Source organism: Nocardioides ungokensis, assembly GCF_013466985.1.
Classification (GTDB): Bacteria; Actinomycetota; Actinomycetes; order Propionibacteriales; family Nocardioidaceae; genus Nocardioides; species Nocardioides ungokensis.
The window spans coordinates 2699774-2723507 of sequence record NZ_CP059164.1; the positions used below are offsets into that span (position 1 = coordinate 2699774).

16 protein-coding genes and 8 pseudogenes are annotated in these 23734 nt (G+C 69.6%); 5 read left to right on the forward strand and 19 right to left on the reverse strand.

Annotated elements, in window-relative coordinates; all coding sequences use genetic code 11:
- Position 1 precedes the first annotated feature (1 nt).
- From ruvX to H0S67_RS13395, 14 genes and pseudogenes are all read right to left on the reverse strand, one after another.
- Positions 2–462, reverse strand: a pseudogene (gene ruvX / locus H0S67_RS13340) (Holliday junction resolvase RuvX).
- Positions 459–3173 (reverse strand): alanine--tRNA ligase, encoded by a 2715-nt coding sequence (alaS, locus tag H0S67_RS13345; RefSeq protein WP_180933456.1) that lies wholly within the window; start codon positions 3171–3173, stop codon positions 459–461. The pseudogene ruvX and the gene alaS overlap by 4 nt, the downstream one beginning before the upstream one ends.
- Before the next feature lie 142 nt (positions 3174–3315).
- Positions 3316–3495 (reverse strand): annotated as a pseudogene (locus H0S67_RS23655) (DUF6167 family protein); the annotation flags it as partial.
- The gene (locus H0S67_RS13350) at positions 3492–4043 is read right to left on the reverse strand and encodes a hypothetical protein (protein ID WP_180933457.1); all 552 of its coding nucleotides are present in this window, start codon (positions 4041–4043) and stop codon (positions 3492–3494) included. The pseudogene H0S67_RS23655 and the gene H0S67_RS13350, both read right to left, overlap by 4 nt.
- A 14-nt stretch (positions 4044–4057) precedes the next feature.
- Positions 4058–5425 carry a replication-associated recombination protein A gene (locus tag H0S67_RS13355; RefSeq protein WP_180933458.1) on the reverse strand — a complete coding sequence of 456 codons (1368 nt, stop codon included), beginning with the start codon at positions 5423–5425 and terminating at the stop codon, positions 4058–4060.
- Between the two features lie 9 nt (positions 5426–5434).
- Complete coding sequence (locus tag H0S67_RS13360) at positions 5435–6676, reverse strand: ABC transporter ATP-binding protein (RefSeq protein WP_180933459.1); 1242 nt, start codon at positions 6674–6676, stop codon at positions 5435–5437.
- A complete protein-coding gene (locus H0S67_RS13365; RefSeq protein WP_180936920.1) occupies positions 6676–7659 on the reverse strand; it encodes an ABC transporter ATP-binding protein in 984 nt (327 codons plus the stop codon). Before H0S67_RS13365 ends, H0S67_RS13360 begins: the two co-directional genes overlap by 1 nt.
- Positions 7660–7732: 73 nt before the next feature.
- Positions 7733–8560 carry an ABC transporter permease gene (locus H0S67_RS13370; RefSeq protein WP_425489812.1) on the reverse strand — a complete coding sequence of 276 codons (828 nt, stop codon included), beginning with the start codon at positions 8558–8560 and terminating at the stop codon, positions 7733–7735.
- A 112-nt stretch (positions 8561–8672) separates the two neighbouring features.
- A pseudogene (locus H0S67_RS27385) lies at positions 8673–8747 on the reverse strand (hypothetical protein); the annotation flags it as partial.
- Positions 8748–9043: 296 nt separating this feature from the next.
- Positions 9044–10651: an ABC transporter substrate-binding protein gene (locus H0S67_RS13375; RefSeq protein ID WP_246354724.1), complete on the reverse strand. Its 1608-nt coding sequence runs from the start codon at positions 10649–10651 to the stop codon at positions 9044–9046.
- An 81-nt stretch (positions 10652–10732) separates the two neighbouring features.
- Positions 10733–11749, reverse strand: a complete 1017-nt coding sequence (locus H0S67_RS13380) for an ABC transporter permease (protein WP_180933460.1) — start codon at positions 11747–11749, stop codon at positions 10733–10735.
- A gap of 164 nt (positions 11750–11913) precedes the next feature.
- The gene (gene aspS / locus H0S67_RS13385; RefSeq protein ID WP_180933461.1) at positions 11914–13686 is read right to left on the reverse strand and encodes an aspartate--tRNA ligase; all 1773 of its coding nucleotides are present in this window, start codon (positions 13684–13686) and stop codon (positions 11914–11916) included.
- Positions 13683–15046, reverse strand: a pseudogene (gene hisS / locus H0S67_RS13390) (histidine--tRNA ligase). Before hisS ends, aspS begins: the two are co-directional and overlap by 4 nt.
- A gap of 6 nt (positions 15047–15052) precedes the next feature.
- Positions 15053–15772: an MBL fold metallo-hydrolase gene (locus H0S67_RS13395; protein ID WP_180933462.1), complete on the reverse strand. Its 720-nt coding sequence runs from the start codon at positions 15770–15772 to the stop codon at positions 15053–15055.
- Positions 15773–15899: 127 nt separating this feature from the next.
- On the opposite strand from H0S67_RS13395, the gene H0S67_RS25325 reads away from it, so the two are divergent.
- From H0S67_RS25325 to H0S67_RS25340, 5 genes and pseudogenes are all read left to right on the forward strand, one after another.
- The gene (locus tag H0S67_RS25325) at positions 15900–16346 is read left to right on the forward strand and encodes a DUF349 domain-containing protein (protein ID WP_246354725.1); all 447 of its coding nucleotides are present in this window, start codon (positions 15900–15902) and stop codon (positions 16344–16346) included.
- Positions 16339–16434, forward strand: a pseudogene (locus tag H0S67_RS27390) (hypothetical protein); the annotation flags it as partial. The gene H0S67_RS25325 and the pseudogene H0S67_RS27390, both read left to right, overlap by 8 nt.
- Positions 16404–16562, forward strand: a pseudogene (locus H0S67_RS25330) (hypothetical protein); the annotation flags it as partial. The pseudogenes H0S67_RS27390 and H0S67_RS25330, both read left to right, overlap by 31 nt.
- A 74-nt stretch (positions 16563–16636) precedes the next feature.
- Positions 16637–16792, forward strand: a pseudogene (locus H0S67_RS25335) (DUF349 domain-containing protein); the annotation flags it as partial.
- A gap of 128 nt (positions 16793–16920) precedes the next feature.
- A complete protein-coding gene (locus tag H0S67_RS25340) occupies positions 16921–17127 on the forward strand; it encodes a hypothetical protein (protein WP_246354726.1) in 207 nt (68 codons plus the stop codon).
- Positions 17128–17474: 347 nt separating this feature from the next.
- Here the strand turns inward: H0S67_RS25340 and H0S67_RS13405 are convergent.
- The 5 genes and pseudogenes from H0S67_RS13405 to yajC form a co-directional block, all read right to left on the reverse strand.
- Positions 17475–19705: pseudogene (locus tag H0S67_RS13405) on the reverse strand (RelA/SpoT family protein).
- Between the two features lie 95 nt (positions 19706–19800).
- The gene (locus H0S67_RS13410) at positions 19801–20340 is read right to left on the reverse strand and encodes an adenine phosphoribosyltransferase (protein ID WP_246354727.1); all 540 of its coding nucleotides are present in this window, start codon (positions 20338–20340) and stop codon (positions 19801–19803) included.
- 8 nt (positions 20341–20348) lie between these two features.
- The gene (secF, locus tag H0S67_RS13415; RefSeq protein ID WP_180933464.1) at positions 20349–21593 is read right to left on the reverse strand and encodes a protein translocase subunit SecF; all 1245 of its coding nucleotides are present in this window, start codon (positions 21591–21593) and stop codon (positions 20349–20351) included.
- Positions 21593–23344 carry a protein translocase subunit SecD gene (gene secD / locus H0S67_RS13420; RefSeq protein ID WP_180933465.1) on the reverse strand — a complete coding sequence of 584 codons (1752 nt, stop codon included), beginning with the start codon at positions 23342–23344 and terminating at the stop codon, positions 21593–21595. Before secD ends, secF begins: the two co-directional genes overlap by 1 nt.
- Position 23345: 1 nt before the next feature.
- A complete protein-coding gene (gene yajC, locus H0S67_RS13425; protein WP_180933466.1) occupies positions 23346–23636 on the reverse strand; it encodes a preprotein translocase subunit YajC in 291 nt (96 codons plus the stop codon).
- Positions 23637–23734: the final 98 nt, after the last annotated feature.

Genomic DNA, 23734 nt, shown 5'->3' on the forward strand with positions numbered 1-23734 from the left:
GTCACTCGTCCGTCTCCTCGACGATCTCGCCCGGCGCGGTCCCCGTTGCGCGTTCGGTGTCCAGTGCGTGCTGAAGGATGAAGACGGCCGCCGCCTGGTCGACGACGGCACGTCGCTTGCCGCCCTTGCGGCCACGGTCGCGCAGCATAGCCTCCGCCGAAACCGTGGTCAGTCGCTCGCGCAGAGCCTGACCGGGACCGGGTCGAGACGACGTGCCAGACGTCCCGCGAACTCACGGGTCTTCACGGCTGCCGGACCCTCGTTCCCGGAGAGCGACCGGGGCAGCCCGACGACCACCTCCATCGCCTCCTCCTCGGCGACGATGGCGGCGATCCGGGCCAGGTCGCCCTTGCCGCGGCGCACGGTCTCGACCGGGGTCGCCAGGAAGCCGCTCGGGTCGCTCCGCGCGACTCCGATGCGGGCGTCCCCCGGATCGATCCCGAGACGGACGCCGACCCTCAACCGACAGCCTGCCCGGTCGCTCGAGCGACCTCGGTGCCGACCAGGGCCAGCGCTTCGTCGATCCGGGAGGCGTCGGTGCCGCCTCCCTGCGCGACGTCGTCCTTGCCGCCACCCCGGCCTCCGACCAGCGGGCCGATCGCGCGGACCAGGTCGTTGGCACTGACCCCGCGGCGACGCGCCTCGTCGTTGGTCGCCGCGACGACCGAGACCTTGCCGTCCGCACCGGCGCCGATGATGACCACCGCGCCGGCCTCGCCGGCGGGGAGCCGGCCACGCACGTCGAGCGCGAGGGTGCGGACGTCGCCGCCACCCGCGCCGTCGGCCCGGTGCGCGACGACCTTGACGCCGGCCACGTCGGCCGCGGACGCCGCGAGCTCGCCGCCGGCCGCCAGCAGCTGGCCGAGGCGGACCTTCTCGATCTCCTTCTCGGCCGTGCGCAGCTTCTCGACGATGTCGTGGACGCGCTCGGGCAGCTGCTCGGGACGCACCTTGAGGGCCTCGGAGAGCTGGGCGACCAGCACGTGCTCACGGGCGAGGAAGCGGTAGGCGTCGCCGCCCACCAGCGCCTCGACCCGGCGTACGCCGGAGCCGATGGAGGACTCCCCCAGCAGCTTGACGACGCCGAGCTGGCCTGAGCGGTGCGCATGCGTGCCTCCGCACAGCTCGCGCGCCCAGTCGCCGACCGAGATCACCCGGACCTCGTTGCCGTACTTCTCGCCGAACAGCGCCATGGCGCCGGACCGGACGGCCTCCTCCTGGGTCATCAGCTCGGCGTGCACGGCGAGGTCTGCGAGGACCAGGTCGTTGACCCGCGCCTCGACGTCCTCCATGACCGAGGTCGGCACCGCGCCGGTCGCGGAGAAGTCGAACCGGAACCGGCCCGGGGAGTTCTCGGAGCCCGCCTGGGTCGCCGTCTCGCCCAGCGCCTCGCGGAACGCCTTGTGCACCATGTGGGTCGCGGTGTGCGAGCGCGAGATCGAACGCCGCCGCTCGACGTCGACCTTCGCCTGCGCGCCGAGCCCTGCGGTGACCTCGCCCGAGAGGACGAGCGCCCGGTGCACGATCAGGCCGCTGACCGGGGACTGCACGTCGCGCACCTGCAGCAGAGCACCGTTTTCCAGCTCGATGACGCCCTGGTCGGCGAGCTGGCCGCCGCCCTCGGCGTAGAACGGCGTCCGGTCGAGGACGAGCTCGATCTCGTCGCCCTCGCGCGCCGACGGCACCACCCCGCCGGCGGCGACGATCCCGCGCACCGACCCCTCGCTGACGGTGTCGTTGTAGCCGGTGAACTCCACCGCGCGGCCGAGGGAGTCGGCCACCTCGCGGTAGGCGCGGGCGTCGCGGTGCTGGCCCTTCTTGGCCTTCGCGTCCGCCTTGGCGCGCTCCCGCTGCTCGGTCATCAGGCGGCGGAAGCCCTCCTCGTCGACCGACAGGCCCTGCTCCGACGCCATCTCGAGGGTGAGGTCGATGGGGAAGCCGTAGGTGTCGTGCAGCGCGAACGCCTTGTCACCCGACACCTGGCTGCCGCCAGAGCGCTTGAGCTCGGTGGTCGCGAGGTCGAAGATCGCGGTGCCGGCGCGCAGGGTCTGGCGGAACGCGTCCTCCTCGGCGAAGGCGATGCTCGAGATGCGGTCCCAGTCCCGGTGCAGCTCGGTGTAGGTCTCCCCCATCCGGTCCCGGCTGACCGGCATCAGCTCGGGCAGCGCCCGGTCCTCGAAGCCGAGGAGCCGCATGGAGCGGACCGCGCGGCGCAGCAGCCGGCGCAGCACGTAGCCCCGGCCGTCGTTGCCGGGCACGACCCCGTCGCCGATCAGCATCATCGAGGAGCGGATGTGGTCGGCCACGACCCGGAGCCGGACGTCGTCACCGTGGTCGGCGCCGTACCTGCGACCGGTGAGCTCCTCGGCCTTCTGGATCACCGGGAACATCACGTCGATCTCGTACATGTTCTGCTTGCCCTGGAGCAGGAAGGCGACCCGCTCGAGCCCCATGCCGGTGTCGATGTTCTTCTTCGGCAGCGCGCCCGCGATGTCGAAGTCCTCCTTGGACCGCACGGCGCTGAGCTCGTCCTGCATGAAGACGAGGTTCCAGATCTCGAGGTAGCGGTCCTCGAGCTCGAGCGGCATGGCGGTCCGCGAGGTGGTCGCGAACTCGCCGTCGGGGCCGTACTCGGGCCCGCGGTCGTAGAGGATCTCCGAGCACGGACCCCCGGGGCCGGGCACGCCCATCGACCAGTAGTTCTCCTTGCGCCCGAGGCGCACGATGCGCTCCTTGGGCAGGCCGGTGACCTTCATCCAGAGGTGGAGCGCCTCGTCGTCCCCGTCGAGGATCGACGGCCACAGCCTGCTCTCCTCGAGGCCCCAGCCGCCGTCGGCCTGCGACTTGGTGACCAGCTCCCAGGCGAGCTCGATCGCGCCCTCCTTGAAGTAGTCGCCGAAGGAGAAGTTGCCGCACATCTCGAAGAAGGTGCCGTGGCGGGTCGTCTTGCCGACGTCCTCGATGTCGGGCGTCCGCACGCACTTCTGCACGCTGGTCGCGCGACGGAACGGCGGCGTCTCCTGGCCCAGGAAGTACGGCTTGAACGGCACCATGCCGGCGTTGACGAACAGCAGGTTCGGGTCGTCGAGCAGCAGCGAGGCTGACGGCACCGCCTGGTGGCCGTTGCGCTCGAAGTGAGCGACGAACCTCCGGCGAATCTCCGCGGTGTCCATCAGTTGCTGCCTTCCTCTTCCAGGTGGTCCGATTCCATGTGGTCCGAGCCGAGCTCGGCGTTCGGGTGGGCGGTGGCCCGGTGCCGGCCGCCCTCCAGCTCGGGTCTCCATGAGGCCCGAGCCCGTAGCGCTGACGCAACTCGGTTTCCCGCTCGGCCTTGCCCTGGGCGACCTCGTCGCGGAACATCCTCAGGCCCACCTCGAGGCCACCGAGCCGGTCCCGCAGGCCGTCGGCGGTCAGTGCCTCGGCGGCGCGGCGCCCCCGCACCATCGCGTAGACCCCGGCCCCGGCCCCGGCGACGAACCAGATGCCCCGGCTCATGCAGCGTCCTCGGCGCGCTGGCGGGCGGCGAGGTCGCGTCGGGCGACGCGCAGGTCGGTGCGCCGCTGCTTGCGGGCCCGCTTGACCTCGCGCCTCATCTCGAAGCGGATCCGGTTGCGGACCTCGGGCGCGAGGGCGCGTCGCAGGCCGTGCCCGAGGGACGCGGCCTTGACCACCGTCTCCCGCAGCACCAGGTCCGCGAAGAGCACCCGGTCGATCTGGGGCGCACTGTCCTCGCCCTCGGCCCAGCGTCGGGGCTCGAGCTCGAGCTCGCCGAGGTGGGTGATGACGTACTCGGCGCGGTCGTCCCCGGTCTCGGCGCGGTCGTCCCCGGTCTCGGCGCGGTCGTCCCCGGTCCGCTCGGGCGGTGCCGGTGTGGAGAGCCGGCGCTCGATGTCGGCCACCTGCTCACGCAGGGAGGCCGCCTCGGCCCGGGCCGCCGCGAGGTCGCGTTCCGTCCGGGACCGCACACGCAGCAGCGTGACGGCGAGGGAGAGCACGAGGAGGGCCAGCACGGCCGCAACCACGGGCACGATCCACTGCAGCATCACAGTGGAAGACCCTATCGCGGGCGTTTGCCGCCCCGGACCAGCCGTCGGATCCGCTCCCAGCGCTCCTTGACCGCTCCCTCGGCACCGAGGGCGGTGGGGCGGTAGTACTCCGCGTCGAGCACCACGTCGGGGGCGTACTGCTGCTCGGCGACCCCGTAGGGCTCGTCGTGGCTGTACTTGTAGGTGCTCCCGTGGCCGAGCTTCTTCGCCCCCGAGTAGTGGGCGTCGCGCAGGTGGGCCGGCACCGGACCGATCTTGCCGGCCTTCACGTCCGCGATCGCCGCTCCGATCGCGGTCGTCACGGCGTTCGACTTCGGCGCCACGGCCAACGCGATGGTGGCGTGGGCGAGCGTCAGCTGCGCCTCCGGCATCCCGATCAGCTGCACGGTCTGGGCGGCGGCGACCGCGGTCGTGAGCGCCGTCGGGTCGGCCAGGCCGATGTCCTCGCTCGCCAGGATCATCAGGCGACGGGCGATGAAGCGGGGATCCTCCCCCGCCTCCATCATCCGGGCCAGGTAGTGCAGGGCCGCGTCGGCATCGGAGCCGCGCACGGACTTGATGAACGCACTGGTCACGTCGTAGTGCTGGTCGCCCTGCCGGTCGTAGCGGACGGCGGCCTGGTCCACGGCGGTCTCGGCGGTCTCGAGGTCGATCGTCTCCAGACCACGGGAGGTGGCGGCGCCCGCGGCTGCCTCGAGATAGGTCAACGAGCGCCGGGCGTCCCCGCCTGCGAGGCGCACGAGGTGGTCCAGCGCGTCGTCCGCGACCTCCAGCCGACCGGCGAGACCCCGCTCGTCGACGACGGCGCGCGCGAGCACCGCCCGGATGTCGTCATCGGTCAGTGACTGCAGCCGCAGCAGGAGGCTGCGCGACAGCAGCGGCGAGATGACGGAGAAGAAGGGGTTCTCGGTGGTCGCGGCGACCAGGGAGACCCAGCGGTTCTCGACGCCCGGCAGCAGCGCGTCCTGCTGGGCCTTGCTGAAGCGGTGCACCTCGTCGACGAAGAGCACCGTCTCCCGCCCCGTGGCGACGAGCTCGGCGCGCGCCCCGTCGATGGCGGCGCGCACTTCCTTCACCCCTGCCGAGACCGCCGAGACCTCGACGAAGCGGCGGTTGGTCTGCTGGCTGACGATCGAGGCGATCGTGGTCTTGCCGGTGCCGGGTGGCCCCCACAGCAGCAGGGACATCGACTGGTCACCCTCGATCAGGCGGCGCAGCGGCGCGCCGGCGGCGCGCAGCTGCTCCTGCCCGACGAGCTCGTCGAGGGTACGCGGACGCAGCCGCACCGCAAGCGGTGCGGCTGCGTGACCGACGTCGGCGTGCGTGCCGGCAGTCGCGGAGGCGGCGGGACCGCCGCCGACCTCGAACAGTCCGTCCACGGACCGCCGTCAGGCCTTCGCCATCGACCTGCGCTCGAGGTCGAACCAGGTGTCTGAGAACCCGGGGTCGTTGCCGACCTCCGCAGCCGGTGCGGCGCCCGGGTCGGGTGCACCCGTGTCGTCGACCCCGAGCAGGCGCGGGGTGATCGGCTTCTCGGGGTGGTGGCCCAGCTCGCCGGGGAAGTGGCAGGCGACCTTGTGGCGCTTGCCGATCTGCAGCAGCGGCGGCTCCGCGCGGGCGCAGATCTCCTGCGCCAGCGAGCAGCGGGTGCGGAACCGGCAGCCTGACGGCGGGTTGATCGGGCTGGGCACGTCGCCCTCGAGCCGGATCCGCTCGCGCCGGCCACCGATGGCGGCCTGCTTGACGTCGGGCACCGCGGACAGCAGCGCCTGGGTGTAGGGGTGGTGCGGACGCGAGTACAGCGTCTCCCGGTCGGCGATCTCCACGATCTTGCCGAGGTACATCACCGCGATCTCCGGGCAGAAGTGCCGGACGATCGCCAGGTCGTGGGCGATGAAGAGGAAGGCGATGTCGAACTCGCGCTGCAGGCTCTGCAGCAGGTTGACCACCTGGGCCTGGATGGACACGTCGAGCGCCGAGACGGGCTCGTCGGCCACCAGGACCTTGGGCTGGAGGGTCAGCGCCCGGGCGATGCCGATGCGCTGGCGCTGGCCGCCGGAGAACTCGTGGGGGTAGCGGTTGTAGTGCTCGGGGTTGAGCCCCACGATCTCCAGCAGCTCCTGCACCCGCGGCAGGATCTTGTTCTTCGGCAGGATGTTGTGGATCGCCAGGGGCGCACCGATGATCGCGCCGACGCTGTGCCTCGGGTTCAGCGAGGTGTACGGGTCCTGGAAGATCATCTGGATCTCGCGCCGCAGGGGCTTGAGGCTCCGGGCCGACACGTTGGCGATGTCACGGCCCTCGAACTCGATCTTGCCGGCGGTGGGCTCGTAGAGCCGGGTCACGAGGCGACCGGTGGTCGACTTGCCGCAGCCCGACTCGCCCACCAGGCCCAGGGAGCCGCCGGTGGGCAGCTGGAACGAGATGCCGTCGACTGCCTGGACGTGGCCGATGGTGCGGCGGATGAGGCCGGACGACTTCACGGGGAAGTACATCTTGAGGTTCTCGACCGAGAGGACGGCCTTGGTGTTCGCCGTGGTCCTGGGGGCTTCGTGGTCAGCCGCGGCCACGGTCGCGGTGCCGGGTCCCTCGCCCTGGGGCGACGGCTCGGTCGTGGGGGTCTGGTCCATCACTTCTCCTCGACCAGCTCGGGAGCGATCTCAGGGAGGATCTCCGTCGCGTAGATCTCATCGGGGTTCGCCAGGTGGCAACGCTTGAGGTGCTCTCCGGCGCTCACGCCGGGGACGAGCTCGGGCATCTCGGTGCGGCACAGGTCGCCGGGCACCTTGTCCATGTGCGTGCAGCGCGGGTGGAACGCGCACCCGGACGGCGGGTTGAGCAGGCTGGGCGGGTTGCCCGGGATCGGGATCAGCTTGGCGCTGGTGTCGCCGGTGACGTCCGGGACGCTCGAGAGCAGTCCCCACGTGTACGGCATCTCCGGGTGGGTCAGGATCTCCTTGCACTTGCCGTACTCGACCGCACGGCCGGCGTACATCACGAGCACGTCGTCGGCCATCTCCGCGACGACACCGAGGTCGTGGGTGATGATCATGACGGCGGAGTCGAACTCCTTCTGGAGATCCTGCAGCAGGTCGAGGATCTGGGCCTGGACCGTCACGTCGAGCGCGGTGGTCGGCTCGTCGGCGATCAGCAGGCTCGGGTTGTTGATCAGCCCCATGGCGATCATGGCCCGCTGCCGCATACCGCCGGAGAACTGGTGCGGGTAGTCGTCCACGCGGCGGTCGGGCTGCGGGATCCCCACCCGGTCGAGCATCTCAATGGCCCTCTTCTTGGCGGCCTTCTTGCTCACGTTGTTGTGCACGAGGTAGGCCTCGGCGATCTGGTTCCCCACGGTGTAGTAGGGGTGCATCGCCGAGAGCGGGTCCTGGAAGATCATCGCGACGTCCTTGCCACGACGGCGACGCATCTCCTCGTCGCTGATCTGCAGCAGGTCGACGCCGTCGAGCCAGATCTCGCCACTGACAATGGCGCTGGACTTGCGGTGCAGGCCCAGGATGGCCGAGCTCGACACGGACTTGCCCGAGCCGGACTCGCCCACGATGCCGAGCGTCTTGCCCCTCTGCAGCTCGAACGAGAGGCCGTCGGTGGCCATGACCACGCCGTCGACCGTCGGGAAGTGGACCTTCAGGTCGCGGACCGAAAGAAAGCTGGACACTGTTATCCCCTCAGCCGACGCGGACGCGCGGGTCGATGACGGCGTAGAGCACGTCGACGATGATGTTGGCAACGATCACGAACGTCCCGAGAAGGATCACCAGACCGATGATGGTCGGGAGGTCGTAGGTGGTGTTGGCGTCGAAGGCCAGCTTGCCCAGACCATTGTAGTTGAACACTGTCTCCGTGATGATCGCGCCACCCATGAGGGCCGCGAAGTCCAGGCCGACCAGCGTGACCAGCGGGGTCAGCGCGGCGCGCATGCTGTGCTTGACGAGCACCCGGCGCGACTTCAGGCCCTTGGCGCGCGCGGTCCGGACGTAGTCCTCGCTCATGGACTCGAGCACGAAGGCGCGCGTCATCCGGATGTAGCCGGCCATGTACAGCAGCGCCAGGGTGAGTCCCGGGAGCAGCAGTCCCTGGAGCCAGAGGCCGAAGCCGTCGGCGATGGGGACGTACTCGGGGATGGCCACCAGCTGCCACTTGATGGCGAAGAACTTGAGGAGGAAGACACCGATGAAGAAGGCCGGGAAGGCGTAGAAGACCAGCGCTCCGGCCACGATGCCGCGGTCCAGCAATGTTCCCTTCTTGACCGCGGCTATCACCCCGAAGAAGACGCCGCCGGCAAGCCACATGATCAGCGCCGCGAGCGCGATCGAGAAGGTGACCGGGAACGCCTCCTTGATCTCGGTGTTCACGGTGGTCTGGTTCACCACCGAGTAGCCGAAGCACGGGGCGGGGCAGTTGGCGATGAGCTCGGGAGCCTTCTTCTTGAGCTCGGGGTCGTTGGGGTACTCGCGCCCCTGGACGACGCCCTTGAGGAAGTCGGTCCACTGCACGACGGTCGGCTGGTCGTAGCCCAGCGCCTTCCGCGTCTGTTCGATGAGCTGGGGGGAGCAGTTTCTTGCCGCACGCGTAGCGTGCCGCGTCGACCGGCGACGCGAAGAACAGCATGAACGTCACCAGGCTCATCACGATGAGCATGATCACGCCGACGATGGAGCGCCGGACGACGTAGGCGAACATGGGTGGGACCACCTCGGGGGACGGATCTGGTCGTGTGCGGCCGGGCCCGGGGCACCGACCACATGGACGGGGTGAGGCGGGAGCCTCTTGTGGAGGCCCCCGCCCCGGTGCCGGGCGGCCGCACTGGCGGCCGCCCGGCTCTGGTGTTGCGGATGTTACTGGTGGATCAGTTCTCCACGCCGATGGGACCGAGGTCCACGTACGAGCTGGAGGACGGGGTGTTCATGTAGCCGGTCACCTTCGACCCGTGGAGCCAGTAGAAGTTGGCAACCTCGAGCGGGATGTACGCGGTGTCCTCACCGAGGACCTTGTCGGCCTCCTGGAGCGCCTTGGTCTGGTCGTCCAGGTTGGTCGCGGACTGGCCTGGTCGACGAGGCGTTGAACTTGTCGCTCTTGTAGGCACCGTAGTCCTGGCCGTCGGAGTCCGCGGTCAGGTTCGGGCGGCTGTCGAAGAGCGGCGGGGTCACGGTGATGGCGGAGGGCCAGTCGGCACCCCAGCCGCCCCAGATGACGTCGCTGTCCTTGGTGGGCTTCTGGATGACGTCGTAGTAGGTGTCACCGAGACCGTCGAGGGTCACGTCGAAGCCGGCCGAGTCCCAGGTCTCCTTCAGCGCCGCAGCCTGCTTGTCGGCGGTGTCGGAGGTCGGGTAGGTGAAGGTGATCGGGTACGGCATCTTCACGCCGGCCTCCTCGAGCAGCTTCTTGGCTGCGGCGGGGTCACCCTCCTGCGGACCCGAGAACGCCGGGTTCGGCTGGTAGCCGACGACGGCCGGGTTCACGATCGACTCGGCGGGACCGTAGGCCTTCTCGCCACCACCGGCGTTGATCCACGCGGTGGCGTTGGTCGCGACCTTGAGGGCCTCGCGGACCTTCGGGTCGGGCATGTTGCGGAAGTTCGGCACCAGGTAGTCGACGTAGGGCGACTTCACCAGGACGGAGCGGTCGGCGACCGCACCCTGGATCTGGGTGTAGTAGGCCGGGGGAACGCGGCTGCTCGTCACGGCGTACTGGTCGTCACCGTTGTCGGCGATCAGGCGGTCGTAGATCGTCTCCGGGGTCTGGCCGACGGTGAAGTTGATCTCGTCCGGCAGCGCCTTGCGGATGTCGGTCGAGTCGGTCTTCGGGTCGTAGTTGGGGTTACGAACGAAGAGAGCGCCCTTGTTCTTGTTCCACATGGCGCCCCCGCCCTTGATCATGTAGGGGCCGTTGGAGAAGATCTGGTAGTTCGACTTCGCGCCCTGGTCCTTGTCCTGGCGGTACGGGTCCATCATGTGCAGACCCGCGACAGCCAGCGGGAAGTCCGGCCACGGCTTCTTGAAGTTGTACGTAATGGTGTTGCCGTCGCAGGTGATCGCCTTGTCGAACAGCGCCTGGCCGTCACCCTTGTACGGACCGTCGTAGGCCGGCAGGCCGGTCTTCGCGTCGGTCGGGATGTCGAGGTAGCTCAGCAGGTAGTTCGGGCCACCGGTGATGACATCGGTGGCGAACACGCGCGAAGCGCCGTACTTGAAGTCCTCACAGGTGACGGGCTTGCCGTCCTCCCACTTCACGCCGTCCTTGAGCGTGAACTTCCAGACCTTGCCGCCCTCGGACGAGGTGCCGGTGTCGGTGGCCAGGTCGGGGACCGGGGTGTTGGACACCTTCGGGTCGGTCGAGATCGGGAACGCAACCAGCGAGCGGTAGACCGTCCGGCTGAAGTTCGTCATCTCGACGCCCAGGTAGCTGCGCTGCGGGTCGGTGTGCTCGAACGGGGCGTAGATGTAGTACTGCAGCGTGCCACCGGCGGTGGCGGACTGGGTGGAGGAGCCCCCCGGGTTGCTGCCCGAGCCGCCGCAGGCAGCGAGAGCGCCCGCCATCGCCACCGCAACGGTGCCAGCGAGCAACCGCTTTCGATAGTTGACCATCACTTCTCCTTGTTCATGTGCGCCACAAGCGGCGGCACCTCCGGTGACTCCGTGTCACCGAAATTCGTGGGGTAAAGGGTCTTATCGAGCCGTCTTCGGGTCGAGGGCATCGCGGATGCCGTCACCCAGCAGGTTGAAGCTGACGACGATGATCATGATCAGGAAGGCCGGGGTGAAGAAGAAGAAGAAGTCGGCCTGCGAGTAGTTGATCGAACCCTTGAGGATGTTGCCGAGCGTGGGCGTCGGCGGGTGGATCCCGACGCCGAGGTAGCTCAGGGCCGCCTCGGCAGAGATGTAGGCGGGCATGGTCAGCGTGAAGGTGACCAGCAGCGGGGCCCACAGGTTCGGGAGGATCTCCTTGAAGTAGATCCGGTACTTCGAGGCGCCGAAGAGGACCGCGGCGTCGACGAACTCCCGCTCGCGCACCGTGAGCACCTGGCCACGGATGATGCGGGCGATGCCCGGCCAGCCGAAGACCCCGAGCACGACCACGACGTAGGCGCCGTTGGGCAGCGGGTCGGAGAAGCTGCCGGGCAGGACGTCGGCGACCATCTGGATGCCGATGGCCGAGAGCGCCAGGAGCATCAGGGTCACCGGGAAGGACAGCGTGAGGTCGATGAAACGACCGATGATCGAGTCGATCCAGCCGCCGCTGAAGCCGGAGATGATTCCGAGCACCGCACCGACCACGATCGAGATCATGGTTGCGGAGAGGGCGATGGCGAGGGAGAACGTCACGCCGTACCAGAGACGGGAGAGGACGTCGCGGCCGGTGGCCGGCTCGACCCCGAGCGGGTGGTGCCAGCTGACGCCGCCGAGCTTGCCGTAGGGAATGCCACCCGTCGACGGGTCGGTGAGGTTCTGGTGGAAGGTCGTCGGGTCGAGGACCCCGAACTTCACGAGGAAGGGTGCCGCGAGCGCTGCCAGCATGTAGACGACGACGATCACGAAGGAGATCATCGACAGCTTGTCGTGGCGGAACCGGCCGATCGCGAGCTTGGTCGGGGACTGACCCGCCACCTTGGCGGCGTCTCCCCCTGACCCACCCGTCGCATCGGGCATCTGCTCACTCTGCAGGTTGGAGGCCTGGACCGTCATGGCACCTCTGTCTTGTCGGAACTGCTGCTGGTCTGATCCTGTGCCCGGATTGCGGACACCGGAGGGGTGGCAACCGGGGAGACTCTATGTGACGCGGCCCTCATCCACGATCACTGACGCGTAACGATCTGGTCTCGACCCCGGGCGAGCGATCGTGCGTCGATTCAACCGTCGGGAAGGACGTTCTTCGCCGGCTTGGCATCCACGCCGGCTTCCTTGCGCTGCTCGGGCGTGATCGGTGCGGGGGCGGCCGTGAGCGGGTCGAAACCTCCGCCGGACTTCGGGAAGGCGATGACGTCGCGGATCGACTCGCTGCCCGAGAGCAGCGCCACGATCCGGTCCCAGCCGAAGGCGATGCCGCCGTGCGGCGGGGCGCCGTACTTGAAGGCCTCGAGGAGGAAGCCGAACTTCTCCTGGGCCTCGTCCTCGTCGATCCCCATGATCGCGAAGACGCGCTTCTGGATGTCCTCGCGGTGGATACGGATCGACCCGCCGCCGATCTCGTTGCCGTTGCAGACGATGTCGTAGGCCCAGGCCAGGGCGTTGCCCGGGTCCTTGTCGAAGGTCTCGAGGTCCTGGGGCGAGGTGAAGGCGTGGTGGACGGCCGTCCAGGCGCTGTAGCCGAGGGCGACGTCACCCGACGCGGTCGCGTCGGCCGTCGGCTCGAACAGCGGCGCGTCGAGCACCCACAGGAAGCTCCAGGCGTCCTCGTCGATCAGGCCGCACCGGCGACCGATCTCGAGGCGGGCGGCCCCCAGCAGCGCGCGGCTCGACTTCGCCGGGCCGGCCGCGAAGAAGATGCAGTCCCCCGGCTGCGCGCCCACGTGGGCGGCCAGGCCGGCCTTCTCCTCGTCGGTGATGTTCTTGGCGACCGGTCCCCCGAGCTCGCCGTCGTCCTGGACGAGCACGTAGGCCAGCCCGCGCGCGCCGCGCTGCTTGGCCCACTCCTGCCAGGCGTCGAGCTGCTTGCGCGGCTGGCTCGCTCCCCCGGGCATGACGACGGCGCCGACGTACGGCGCCTGGAAGACCCGGAAGGGGGTGTCCTTGAAGTAGTCCGTGCACTCGACGAGCTCCTGGCCCATCCGCAGGTCCGGCTTGTCGGTGCCGTAGCGCGCCATCGACTCGGCGTACGTCATCCGCGGCAGCGGGGTCGAGACGTCGTGGCCGACGAGCCTCCACAGCGCGACCAGGATCTCCTCGGCGACCGCGAGCACGTCGTCCTGCTCGACGAAGCTCATCTCGATGTCGAGCTGGGTGAACTCCGGCTGGCGGTCCGCCCGGAAGTCCTCGTCGCGGTAGCAGCGGGCGATCTGGTAGTAGCGCTCCATGCCGGCGACCATGAGCAGCTGCTTGAACAGCTGGGGGCTCTGCGGCAGGGCGTACCAGCTGCCGGGCTGCAGACGGGCGGGCACCAGGAAGTCGCGCGCCCCCTCCGGCGTCGAGCGGGTCAGGGTGGGGGTCTCGATCTCGACGAAGCCGTGGCCGTCGAGGACGTCGCGGGCCGCCTTGTTGACCTTGCTGCGCAGGCGCAAGGCGTTGTTGGGGCCGGGGCGGCGCAGGTCGAGGTAGCGGTGCTTGAGCCGCGCCTCCTCCCCCACCTCGACGTGCTCGTCGATCGGGAACGGCAGCGGCGCCGCGGCGCTGAGCACCTCGACGTCCTCGGCGATGACCTCGATCTCGCCCGAGGGCAGGTTGGGGTTGGCGTTGCCCTCCGGACGCCGGCTGACGGTGCCGGTGACCTGGATGCAGTACTCGCTGCGCAGGCTGTGGGCGACGGCCTCGTCGCGGACGACGACCTGCACGACACCGCTGGCCTCGCGGAGGTCGAGGAAGGCCACACCCCCGTGATCGCGGCGCCTGGCCACCCACCCGGCCAGGGTGACGGTCTGGTCGACGTGGTCGGCGCGCAGGGCGCCGGCGTCATGGGTGCGGATCACGTGTTCTGCTCCTCGTTGCTCGTCACGACCTGCGGACGCAGGTCCTGCTCGGGGGGCGTCCAGGTCGCCGGGTCTGCGGCCACCTGCTCCCCCGTCCGGATGTCCTTGACCTCGTGGCCGCCGTCGCGGCCGGTGAACCAGACGTAGGGGATGCCGCGGCGCTCGGCGTAGCGGATCTGCTTGCCGAACTTCTGGGCGCTCGCGGCGACCTCGCAGGGGATGCCGTGGGCGCGCAGCGCCTGCGCGATGGCGTCGCCGGCGGGTCGGCTCTCCTCGTCGTTGAGCGCCACCAGCACGACGCTCGGGACCTTGCGGTCACTGCTCAGCAGGCCCTGCTCATCAGCGGCACCAGCGACCGGGAGATGCCGAACGAGATGCCGACCCCGGGGTAGGTGTTGCGGCCGTCGGAGGCGAGTGCGTCGTAGCGGCCGCCGCCTCCCACCGACTTCAGGAACTCGAAGCCCACCATGTAGATCTCGAAGACGGTGCCGGTGTAGTAGTCCAGCCCGCGGGCCAGGCTCAGGCTCGCCTCGACCTCGAACCGGTCGCTGCGCACCGCGGCGCACCCGTCGACGACGGCGGCAAGCTCCGCGAGGCCCGTCTCGAGCAGCTCGTGCTCCACCCCGAGGGCGCGCACCTGCTCGACGAAGGAGGTGTCGCTGCTGGTGATCGAGGCCAGCTGCAGGCACTGCGCAGCCTGCTTCTCGCTCAGTCCGGCGTCGCTGACCAGCAGCGCCGAGACCTGCTCGGCCGGCAGCTTGTCGAGCTTGTCGATGATCGTGATGACCGTCGCCGGGTCGCTCGCGCCGATGCCGCGGTAGAAGCCCTCGATGAGCTTGCGGTTGTTGACCCGCAGCCGCAGCGGCGGGAGCGGCACCGCCGACAGCGCCTCCGCCATCACGCGGGCCACCTCGACGTCGAAGTGGAACGGCAGGTCGTCCTTCATCACCACGTCGATGTCGGCCTGGGTGAACTCGCGGTAGCGGCCCTCCTGCGGCCGCTCGCCGCGCCACGCCTTCTGGATCTGGTAGCGGCGGAACGGGAACTCGAGCTTGCCGGCGTTCTCGAGCACGTAGCGCGCGAACGGGACGGTCAGGTCGAAGTGCAGGCCGAGGCTCGACCTGTCGGTGCCCGCCTGGTCATCGGGCCCGGCCTGGAGCCGACGCAGGACGTAGACCTCCTTGGAGGTCTCCCCCTTGCGCAGCAGCTGCTCCATCGGCTCCACCGCGCGGGTCTCGATCCCGGCGAAGCCGTGGAGCTCGAAGATGCGGCGAAGGGTGTCGATCACCTGCTGCTCGACGAAACGCTCCTCGGGCAGCAGCTCAGGGAACCCGCTCAGCGGGGTCGGCTTGTTGCTCATGCTGGCTCAAAGTCCTCGGGTGACTCGCCCTGCGGACCCGGAGTCGATCAGGTCCTGCAGGAAGGGGTTGGTCGCGCGCTCGCGACCGATGGACGTCTGCTCGCCGTGTCCGGGGAGCACCACGATGTCGTCGGCGAGCGGCAGCACCTTGTCGGTCAGGCTGCGCAGCATCGTGGCGTGGTCACCGCCCGGGAGGTCCGTGCGGCCGATCGACCCGGCGAAGAGCAGGTCCCCCGAGAACATCACCTCGGAGACGTCGGCGGCGTCGTACGGCGAACGGAAGGTGACCGACCCCTCCGTATGGCCCGGGGTGTGGTCGACCACGAATCGCAGGCCGGCGAGCTCGAGCACCTGGTGGTCCGAGAGCTCCTGGACGTCGTCCGGCTCGGCCCACTGGTAGTTGCCGCCGAGCAGCATCTGCGTCGTCTCACGGGACATCCCGGCCATCGGGTCGGTGAGCAGGTGACGGTCGCTGGGGTGGATCCACGCGGTGGCGTCGTACGAACCCGCGACGGGGGCGACGCACCACATGTGGTCGACGTGGCCGTGGGTGACGAGCACGGCCACCGGCTTGAGGCGGTGCTCCCGCACGACCTGGTCGACCCCGGCCGCAGCGTCCTTCCCGGGGTCGATGACGACGCACTCGTTGCCGGCCGCGGTGGCCGCGACGTAGCAGTTGGTGCCCAGGGACCCGCGGGGAAACCGGCGATCAGCACCCCCGCACACTACCCAGCGCCGCGCCTTCGTGCGTCACCGGTGCTGGGCCGCGACGGCGGGTGCCTCCGCATCCGTGACTAGCATGGGACCCTGAGGCCTTCCGCCGTACGCGAACAGATCGATCGGGGTAGATGCAGTGACGAGTCATCAGTGGGGTCGAGTCGACGACGACGGGACCGTCTACGTGAAGACCGCCGACGGCGAACGCTCCGTGGGGCAGTACCCCGAGGGCACGCCCGAGGAGGCGCTGCACTTCTTCACCGAGCGGTACGACGCCCTCGCCTTCGAGGTCGAGCTGCTCGAGCAGCGGATCAAGTCCGGTGTGCTCTCCGCCGAGGAGGCCGCCGAGTCGGTGCAGACCGTGCGCACGCAGGTCACCGACGCGCACGCGGTGGGTGACCTCGACGGGCTGGTGACGCGCCTCGACGCGCTCGCCCCGGTGATCGAGGGCCAGCGCGAGGCCCGCAAGGCCGAGAAGGCGCAGCGCGCCGCGGCCTCGCGAGCGGACAAGGAGAAGATCGTCGCCGAGGCCGAGAAGCTGGCCGAGGGCACGACTGGCGCAACGGCCGAACCGGCTGCGTGAGCTCCTCGAGCAGTGGAAGGCGCTCCCCCGCATCGACCGCGCCTCCGACGACGCGCTGTGGCGTCGCTTCTCCACCGCGCGCACGTCGTACACGCGCCGCCGCAAGGCGCACTTCTCCGAGCAGCACGAGAAGCGCGACGCCGCGGGCGCGTCGTCAAGGAGCGGCTGGCCACCGAGGCCGAGTCGCTCGCGGACTCGACCGACTGGGGCCCGACCGCCGGCCGCTACCGCGACCTGATGCAGCAGTGGAAGGCCGCAGGGCCGGCACCGCGTGACGTCGACGAGGCGCTCTGGCGACGGTTCCGCGGCGCCAGGACGCGTTCTTCGGGGCGCGCGACGCGGCCACCGCCGAGCAGGACAAGGAGTTCGCCGCCAACGCCGAGGTCAAGGAGAAGCTCCTGGTCGAGGCGGAGGCGCTGCTGCCGGTCACCGATGTCGAGGCCGCCAAGCGCGCCTTCCGCGACATCGCGGAGCGCTGGGACGCCGCCGGCAAGGTGCCGCGGGACCGGATGAAGGAGCTCGAGGGCCGCATCCGCAAGGTGGAGACGGCGATCCGCGGCGTCGAGGACGAGCAGTGGCGTCGCTCCGACCCCGAGAAGTCCGCTCGCGCGACGACATGGTCAGCAAGCTCGAGGCCGCCATCGCCGATGTCGAGGAAGACCTCGCGAAGGCCCGGTCTGCCGGCAACGAGAAGAAGGTCAGGGAGCTGGAGGAGAACCTCGCCTCCCGGCAGCAGTTCCTCGAGATGGCCCGCAAGGCCTCGGCCGACTTCTCTTCGTAGGTAGGCAAGGAGCGAACGGCGGGCGCACCCTGACGCCCGCCGGCTGCCTTGCGCGTCGTGGGTGGATGCGGTCCTTCGCAGCTACGGGGACGGTCCGCCGACTAAGAGGTCGGCTCCCGACTTTCCGGTTCGCGGCCTTCGCCGATTGGTCACCAACCGCATGAGTTCGGCGGAATGCATGCAGTTTCTGACCAATCGGTGGCGGCCGATGCCCGCAAGCCGGGGAGCAGCCGCTGCCACGGCGCACCTGGCCCCGTAACTGCCAATCACCGCAGCCTCGGCGGGCCCGCAAGCCGCCGGCGGCGGACGAGTGGCGCGGCCCAAGCAGAGGCCGACCACCCGAGGCGTCACTGCGTGACGCGGTAGGCGTCGAAGACGCCGGGGACGCTGCGCACGGCCTTGAGGACGTTGTCGAGGTGCTTGGCCTCGGCCATCTCGAAGGTGAAGCGGCTCTTGGCGACCCGGTCGCGGGTGGTGGAGAGCTGGGCGCTGAGGATGTTCACGTGCGCGTCGGACAGCACCATGGTGATGTCGGAGAGCAGGCGCGCCCGGTCGAGGGCCTCGACCTGGATGTTGACCAGGACGTCGACTGGCCGGTCGGGGCCCACTCGACGTCCAGCAGGCGCTCGGGCTGTGACTGGAGGCTGGCGGCGTTGGTGCAGTCCTGACGGTGCACCGACACACCACCGCCCTTGGTGACGAACCCGAGGATGGCGTCCGGCGGCACCGGGGTGCAGCACTTCGCGAGCTTGACCCACACGTCGGGGGCACCCTTGACGATGACGCCGGCGTCGCCGCCGGCCTGCACCTTCGAGCGTCCGCGGCGGCCGGTGATGGTGACGCCCTCGGCGAGGTCCTCCTGGGCGCCCTCGTCGCCGCCGTGCAGGTCGATGACGCGGCGTACGACGGCCTGCGCGCTCAGGTTGCCCTCGCCGACCGCGGCGTACAGCCCCGTGACGTCGGCCAGCTTGAAGTGGACGGCCGCCAGCATCAGCGACTCGTGGGAGAGGAGCCGCTTGAGGGGCAGCCCCTCCTTGCGCATCAGGCGGGCGATCTGGTCCTTGCCCCGCTCGATGGCCTCCTCGCGCCGCTCCTTGGTGAACCACTGCCGGATCTTCGAGCGCGCCCGGGGCGACTTGACGAAGGTGAGCCAGTCGCGGGACGGTCCGGCCGTGGGCGACTTGGAGGTGAACACCTCGACCACGTCGCCGTTCTCGAGGGTGGACTCCAGCGGCACCAGCCGGCCGTTCACGCGGGCGCCGATCGTGTGGTGACCGACCTCGGTGTGCACGGCGTAGGCGAAGTCGACCGGCGTCGCGCCGGTGGGCAGCGCGATCACGTCGCCGCGCGGGGTGAAGACGTAGACCTCGGCCCGGTTGATCTCGAAGCGCAGCGACTCCAGGAACTCGCCCGGGTCCTCGACCTCGCTCTGCCAGTCCAGCAGCTGCCGGACCCACGTCATGTCGTCGAGGTCGGCGCGGCGCTCGGTGTCGACGCCGTTGCGGCCGTCCTCCTTGTACTTCCAGTGCGCCGCGACGCCGTACTCGGCGCGACGGTGCATGGCGAAGGTCCGGATCTGCAGCTCGACCGGCTTGCCCTGCGGGCCGATCACGGTCGTATGCAGCGACTGGTACATGTTGAACTTCGGCATCGCGACGTAGTCCTTGAACCGCCCGAGCACGGGGTTCCAGCGCGAGTGCAGCACGCCGAGGACGGAGTAGCAGTCCCGGTCCTCCTCGACGAGGATCCGGATGCCGACCAGGTCGTAGATGTCGGAGAACTCGCGCCCCCCGACGATCATCTTCTGGTAGATCGAGTAGTAGTGCTTCGGGCGGCCGGTCACGGTCGCCTTCACCTTCGCCTCGCGCAGGTCGGCCTCGACCTGGTCGATCACCTCGGCGAGGAACTGGTCCCGCGAGGGTGCCCGCTCGGCGACCATCCGCACGATCTCGTCGTAGATCTTGGGGTGCAGCGTGGCGAAGGCGAGGTCCTCGAGCTCCCACTTGAGGGTGTTCATGCCCAGGCGGTGGGCCAGCGGGGCGTAGATGTCAAGGGTCTCGCGGGCGGTGCGCTCCTGGCTGGCCTGGGGCACGTAGCGCAGGGTCCGCATGTTGTGCAGCCGGTCGGCCAGCTTGATGACCAGGACCCGGATGTCGCGCGACATCGCGACGATCATCTTGCGGATCGTCTCGGCCTGCGCCGAGTCGCCGTACTTGACCTTGTCGAGCTTGGTCACGCCGTCGACCAGCCGGGCGACCTCGTCACCGAACTCGCTGCGCAGCTGGTCGAGCGTGTACGGCGTGTCCTCGACCGTGTCGTGCAGGAGCGAGGCCACCAACGTCGGCTCGGTCATCCCGATGCCGGCCAGGATGGTGGTGACCGCGAGCGGGTGGGTGATGTAGGGGTCGCCGCTCTTGCGCATCTGCGACCCGTGCAGCTTCTCGGCGGTCACGTAGGCCCGCTCGAGCAGCGCCAGGTCGGCCTTGGGGTGGTTGGCGCGGACCGCCCGGAACAAGGGCTCGAGGACGGGGTTGCCGGGCTGGTTGCTGCGGCCCATGCGCGCCAGGCGCGCCCGCATGCTGCGGGTCGAGCCCGGGCTGTCCGGGACCCGTTCCCGCGTCGGCTGGGCGGCGCGGTCCTCGGTCACTCGCCCAGTCTAGAAGGCAGCCGGGGTCAGACCGTCATCAGCGTGGAAACCGGGAGGTCCCCGATGGCGCCACGTCCGGACAGGAAGCCGAGCTCCATGAGGACGGCGAGGCCGTGGGCGGTTCCGCCACAGCTCTCGATCAGCTCGCGGGTAGCCCGGGCGGTGCCGCCGGTCGCGAGCACGTCGTCGACCAGGAGGACCCGGTCGCCGGGCGAGATCGCGTCGCGGTGCAGCTCGAGCGTGGCCTCGCCGTACTCCAGCGCGTAGGACACCGCGTGGGTGCCGCGCGGGAGCTTCCCGGCCTTGCGGACGGGCACGAAGCCGGTTCCGAGCGCCAGCGCCACGGGGGCGGCGAGGATGAAGCCCCGTGCCTCCATGCCGACGACCTTGTCCACGACCGGGGTGCCGTCCTGGTCGCGTCCGGCCAGCGCGAGGGCGGTGATCACCGACGCGAAGCCGGTGTGGTCGGCCAGCAGCGGGGTGATGTCCTTGAAGACGACGCCCGGCTCCGGGAAGTCCGGGACGTCGACGACCAGGCGCTCCAGCGCGGCTCGCGCCGCGGCCACGCCATCGGTCACTTCTTGCCCCGCTTGGACCTGGTCTGCCGTGAGGGCTGCTGGCGGCCGGAGGCGCCACTCGGGCGCACCGGGCCCCGGGCGGGGGGCGCGACCCGGCCGCGACCGGCGGCCTCGGGAGGTCGGCGCGCTGCGGGCGCACCGGCGGCCGGAGACTCCGGCTCGTCCGGGTGCTCCTCACGGGCGGCGCCGGGCTCGCCCTGGATCGGCATGTCCTCGGTGAACGCGGGCACCGCGGCGTAGCGGTCGGCCTGGTGACGCTCTCGCGCCTTGGCCCGCTTCTCGGCGAGCTGCACCTCGGACTCGCTGGACTTCAGCTGAGCCAGCAGCGGCGTCGCGATGAAGATCGAGGAGTAGGCGCCCGCGGCCATGCCGACGAACAGGGCCAGCGCGAGGTCCTTCAGCGAGCCGCTGCCGAGCTGGACCGCACCGACGTAGAGGATCGCGCCCACCGGGATCAGCGCCACGATGGAGGTGTTGATCGAGCGCACCAGGGTCTGGTTGACGGCCAGGTTGGCCTGGGCGGCGTACGTCGTACGGCGCTCGCTGAGGCGCTTGGTGTTCTCTCGCACCTTGTCGAACACCACGACGGTGTCGTACAGCGAGAAGCCGAGGATGGTCAGGATGCCCGTCACCGTTGCCGGTGTGACCTCGAACCCGGAGAGGGCGTAGACACCGACCGTGATCACGACGTCGTGGGCGAGGGCCACGATCGCGGCCACCGACATCTTCCACTGGCGGAAGTAGGCCCAGATGAAGAGGACCACGAGCACCAGGAACACCACGAGGCCGGTCGCCGAGCGCTTGGCGACCTCCTGGCCCCAGCTGGCGCCGATCGTGTCCTGGGAGATCGCCTTGTTCGGGTCGACGCCCGTCTCCTGGACGATCGTGTCGACGACCTTGTTGCTCTCCGCACTGGAGAGGGGCTCGGTCTGGACGAGGATGGCGTTCGAGCCGGACGTGGTGACCACCGGCGCGGCGGCACCGCTGATGCCGGTGCCGGCGACGGCGTTGCGCAGGTTGTCGGCCTCGGTCTGCGTGACCTGGCTCGAGGGCAGGGAGACGGTGTACTGCGCACCGCCCGTGAACTCGATGCCCATGTTGAGGCCCTTGAAGTACAGGCCTCCGACTGCGAGCACGACGATGACTCCGGACATGGCGTACCAGAGCCACTTGCGGCCGACGAAGTCGATCGACTTCCGGCCCGAGTAGAGGTCGTTGCCGAGACGCGAGAACTTGCCCATCAGGCCCTCCCTCCCACGGTGATGCGATCGATGCCGAGATTCTCCGCGTCCAGGCCCGAGAGCTTGTGTCCACGGTTGAAGAACTTGAAGCGGGCCAGCCACGAGACCATCGGGTGGGTGAACCAGAAGAAGATCGCGATGTCGATGATGGTGGAGAGCCCCAGCGCGAACGCGAAGCCCTTCACCACGCCGGCGGCGAAGATGTAGAGCACCACGGCCGCGAGCAGCGAGACGGTGTCGGCGGCCAGACAGGTGTTCCGGGCGCGCTTCCAGCCGGCCTCGACCGCGACCCGCATCGACTTGCCGTCGCGCATCTCGTCACGGATGCGCTCGAAGTAGACGATGAACGAGTCTGCGGTGATGCCGACCGCGACGATCAGGCCGGCGATGCCGGGCAGCGAGAGCGTGAAGCCCGCGCCCTTGCTCAGCAGCAGGACCATCGCGTAGGTCACCGCACCCGCCACGAGGAGGGAGGCGATCACGACGAGGCCGAGGCCGCGGTAGTAGATGAGGCAGTAGATCATCACCAGCAGCAGACCGATGATGCCGGCGGTGATGCCGGCGGAGAGCTGGTCACCCGCGAGCGAGGGGCCGATCGTCTGGACCTGGGTCCCGCCCTTCTCGAAGGCGATCGGCAGGGCGCCGTACTTGAGGCTGGTGGCCAGGCTCTGGGCGGTCGACTGGTTGAAGTTGCCCTCGATCTGCGCCTGGCCGTTGGTGATCAGGCCGTTCATCGTCGGCGCCGAGAGGACCTGGCCGTCGAGCACCACGGCGAACTGCTTGTTGGTGCCGTAGAGCGCCCGCGAGATCTGCGTGAACTGGTCGGTGCCGGTGCCGTTGAAGGCCAGGGAGACCACCCAGTTGATCTGCTGGGACGGCACGACCGCGTCAGCGCTCTTGAGATCGGTGCCCTCGATCATCGCGGCGGAGAGGAGGTACTTGACGCCGTCGGAGTCACAGGTGACCAGCGGCTGGTCGGGGACGTCGTTGACCTGGGGGACGCCCTTGGTCGGGCACTGGAACTTGTTGTACGCCGCGACCGAGGCGGGGTCGGGGTTGTCCATCCACTGCAGCGGCTGGTCCACGAGCGAGCCACCGCTCGGCGAGGTCGTCGGGGACGACGACGGCGACGGGGACGACGACGAGGACGACGACGGCGAGGAGCTGGGAGACGGCGAGGCGCTCTTGGTGCTCTTCGCGGTGCTGTTCTTCTTGCTCTGGTCCTTCATCAGGAACGGAGCGCGGTTCTTGGAGCTCGACTTGCTCGAGCTCGACTTGCTGGAGCCGGACTTGCTCGAGCTGCCGGAGGACGCCGAGGGCGACGCGCTGGGCACCGACGGGGTGACGCCGGAGCCGGTGGTCGGCGTGGACGTCGAGCCGCAGGTGGGCGACTGGGAGGAGCAGGCCACCAGGCGGAAGCGCAGCTGTGCCTGGCGCTTGACGGTGTCGACCAGGTCGCTGCGGGTCTTGCCGGGGATCTCGACGACGATCAGGTTGCCGCCCTGCGTCGTCACCTCCGCCTCGGTGACTCCGGAGCCGTTGACTCGCTGGTCGATGATCCCCCGTGCCTCGCTGAGCTGGTCGGCGGCCGGGCTGCCCTTGGCGGTCAGCGTGATCCGCGTGCCGCCCTGCAGGTCCAGGCCCAGGGCCGGCTTCCAGGTGCCGCCGAGCGCCACCAGGCCGTAGGCGATCGCCAGACCCAGGAAGAACACCGCGACGGTGCGCCCTGGGCGAGCGGTCTTGCGTGCCATGTCAGTTCTCCTCCGGCCCGCGCTCGGCAGGCCCTGGCTGTGCGACCGTTCCCACGGCACCGCGGGCGACCTTGAGGGTCACTCCCTCGGCAACCTCGACGCGGACGTGGTCGTCGTCCGCCTCCCGCAGGGTCCCGAAAATTCCCGAGGTCAGCATGACCTCGTCACCCACCTTCAACGAGGCCTGCATGCGTGCGAGTTCCTTGTTCCGCCTCGACGCCGGTCGCACGAGCAGCAACCAGAAGAGCAGAGCGATGGCCACCAGGGGCAGCACAGAGACGAGCTCCGGCACGAAACAACCTCTCGAGCGTGCAGAAATAGGGGTGTGGTCGGTCGGAACGAGCCGACCGACGGGCAAGTGTAGCCGCGACTGTGATCCAGACCGCTATT

What these genes read in the sequence shown, in the direction of transcription:
- alaS (WP_180933456.1), bottom strand. Translation starts at nt 3,173, where the DNA reads ATGGACACCGCGGAGATTCGCCGGAGGTTCGTCGCTCACTTCGAGCGC.
- H0S67_RS13350 (WP_180933457.1), bottom strand. Translation starts at nt 4,043, where the DNA reads ATGCTGCAGTGGATCGTGCCCGTGGTTGCGGCCGTGCTGGCCCTCCTC.
- H0S67_RS13360 (WP_180933459.1), bottom strand. Translation starts at nt 6,676, where the DNA reads ATGGACCAGACCCCCACGACCGAGCCGTCGCCCCAGGGCGAGGGACCC.
- H0S67_RS13365 (WP_180936920.1), bottom strand. Translation starts at nt 7,659, where the DNA reads ATGGCCACCGACGGCCTCTCGTTCGAGCTGCAGAGGGGCAAGACGCTC.
- H0S67_RS13375 (WP_246354724.1), bottom strand. Translation starts at nt 10,651, where the DNA reads ATGGTCAACTATCGAAAGCGGTTGCTCGCTGGCACCGTTGCGGTGGCG.
- H0S67_RS13380 (WP_180933460.1), bottom strand. Translation starts at nt 11,749, where the DNA reads ATGACGGTCCAGGCCTCCAACCTGCAGAGTGAGCAGATGCCCGATGCG.
- secF (WP_180933464.1), bottom strand. Translation starts at nt 21,593, where the DNA reads ATGGGCAAGTTCTCGCGTCTCGGCAACGACCTCTACTCGGGCCGGAAG.
- secD (WP_180933465.1), bottom strand. Translation starts at nt 23,344, where the DNA reads ATGGCACGCAAGACCGCTCGCCCAGGGCGCACCGTCGCGGTGTTCTTC.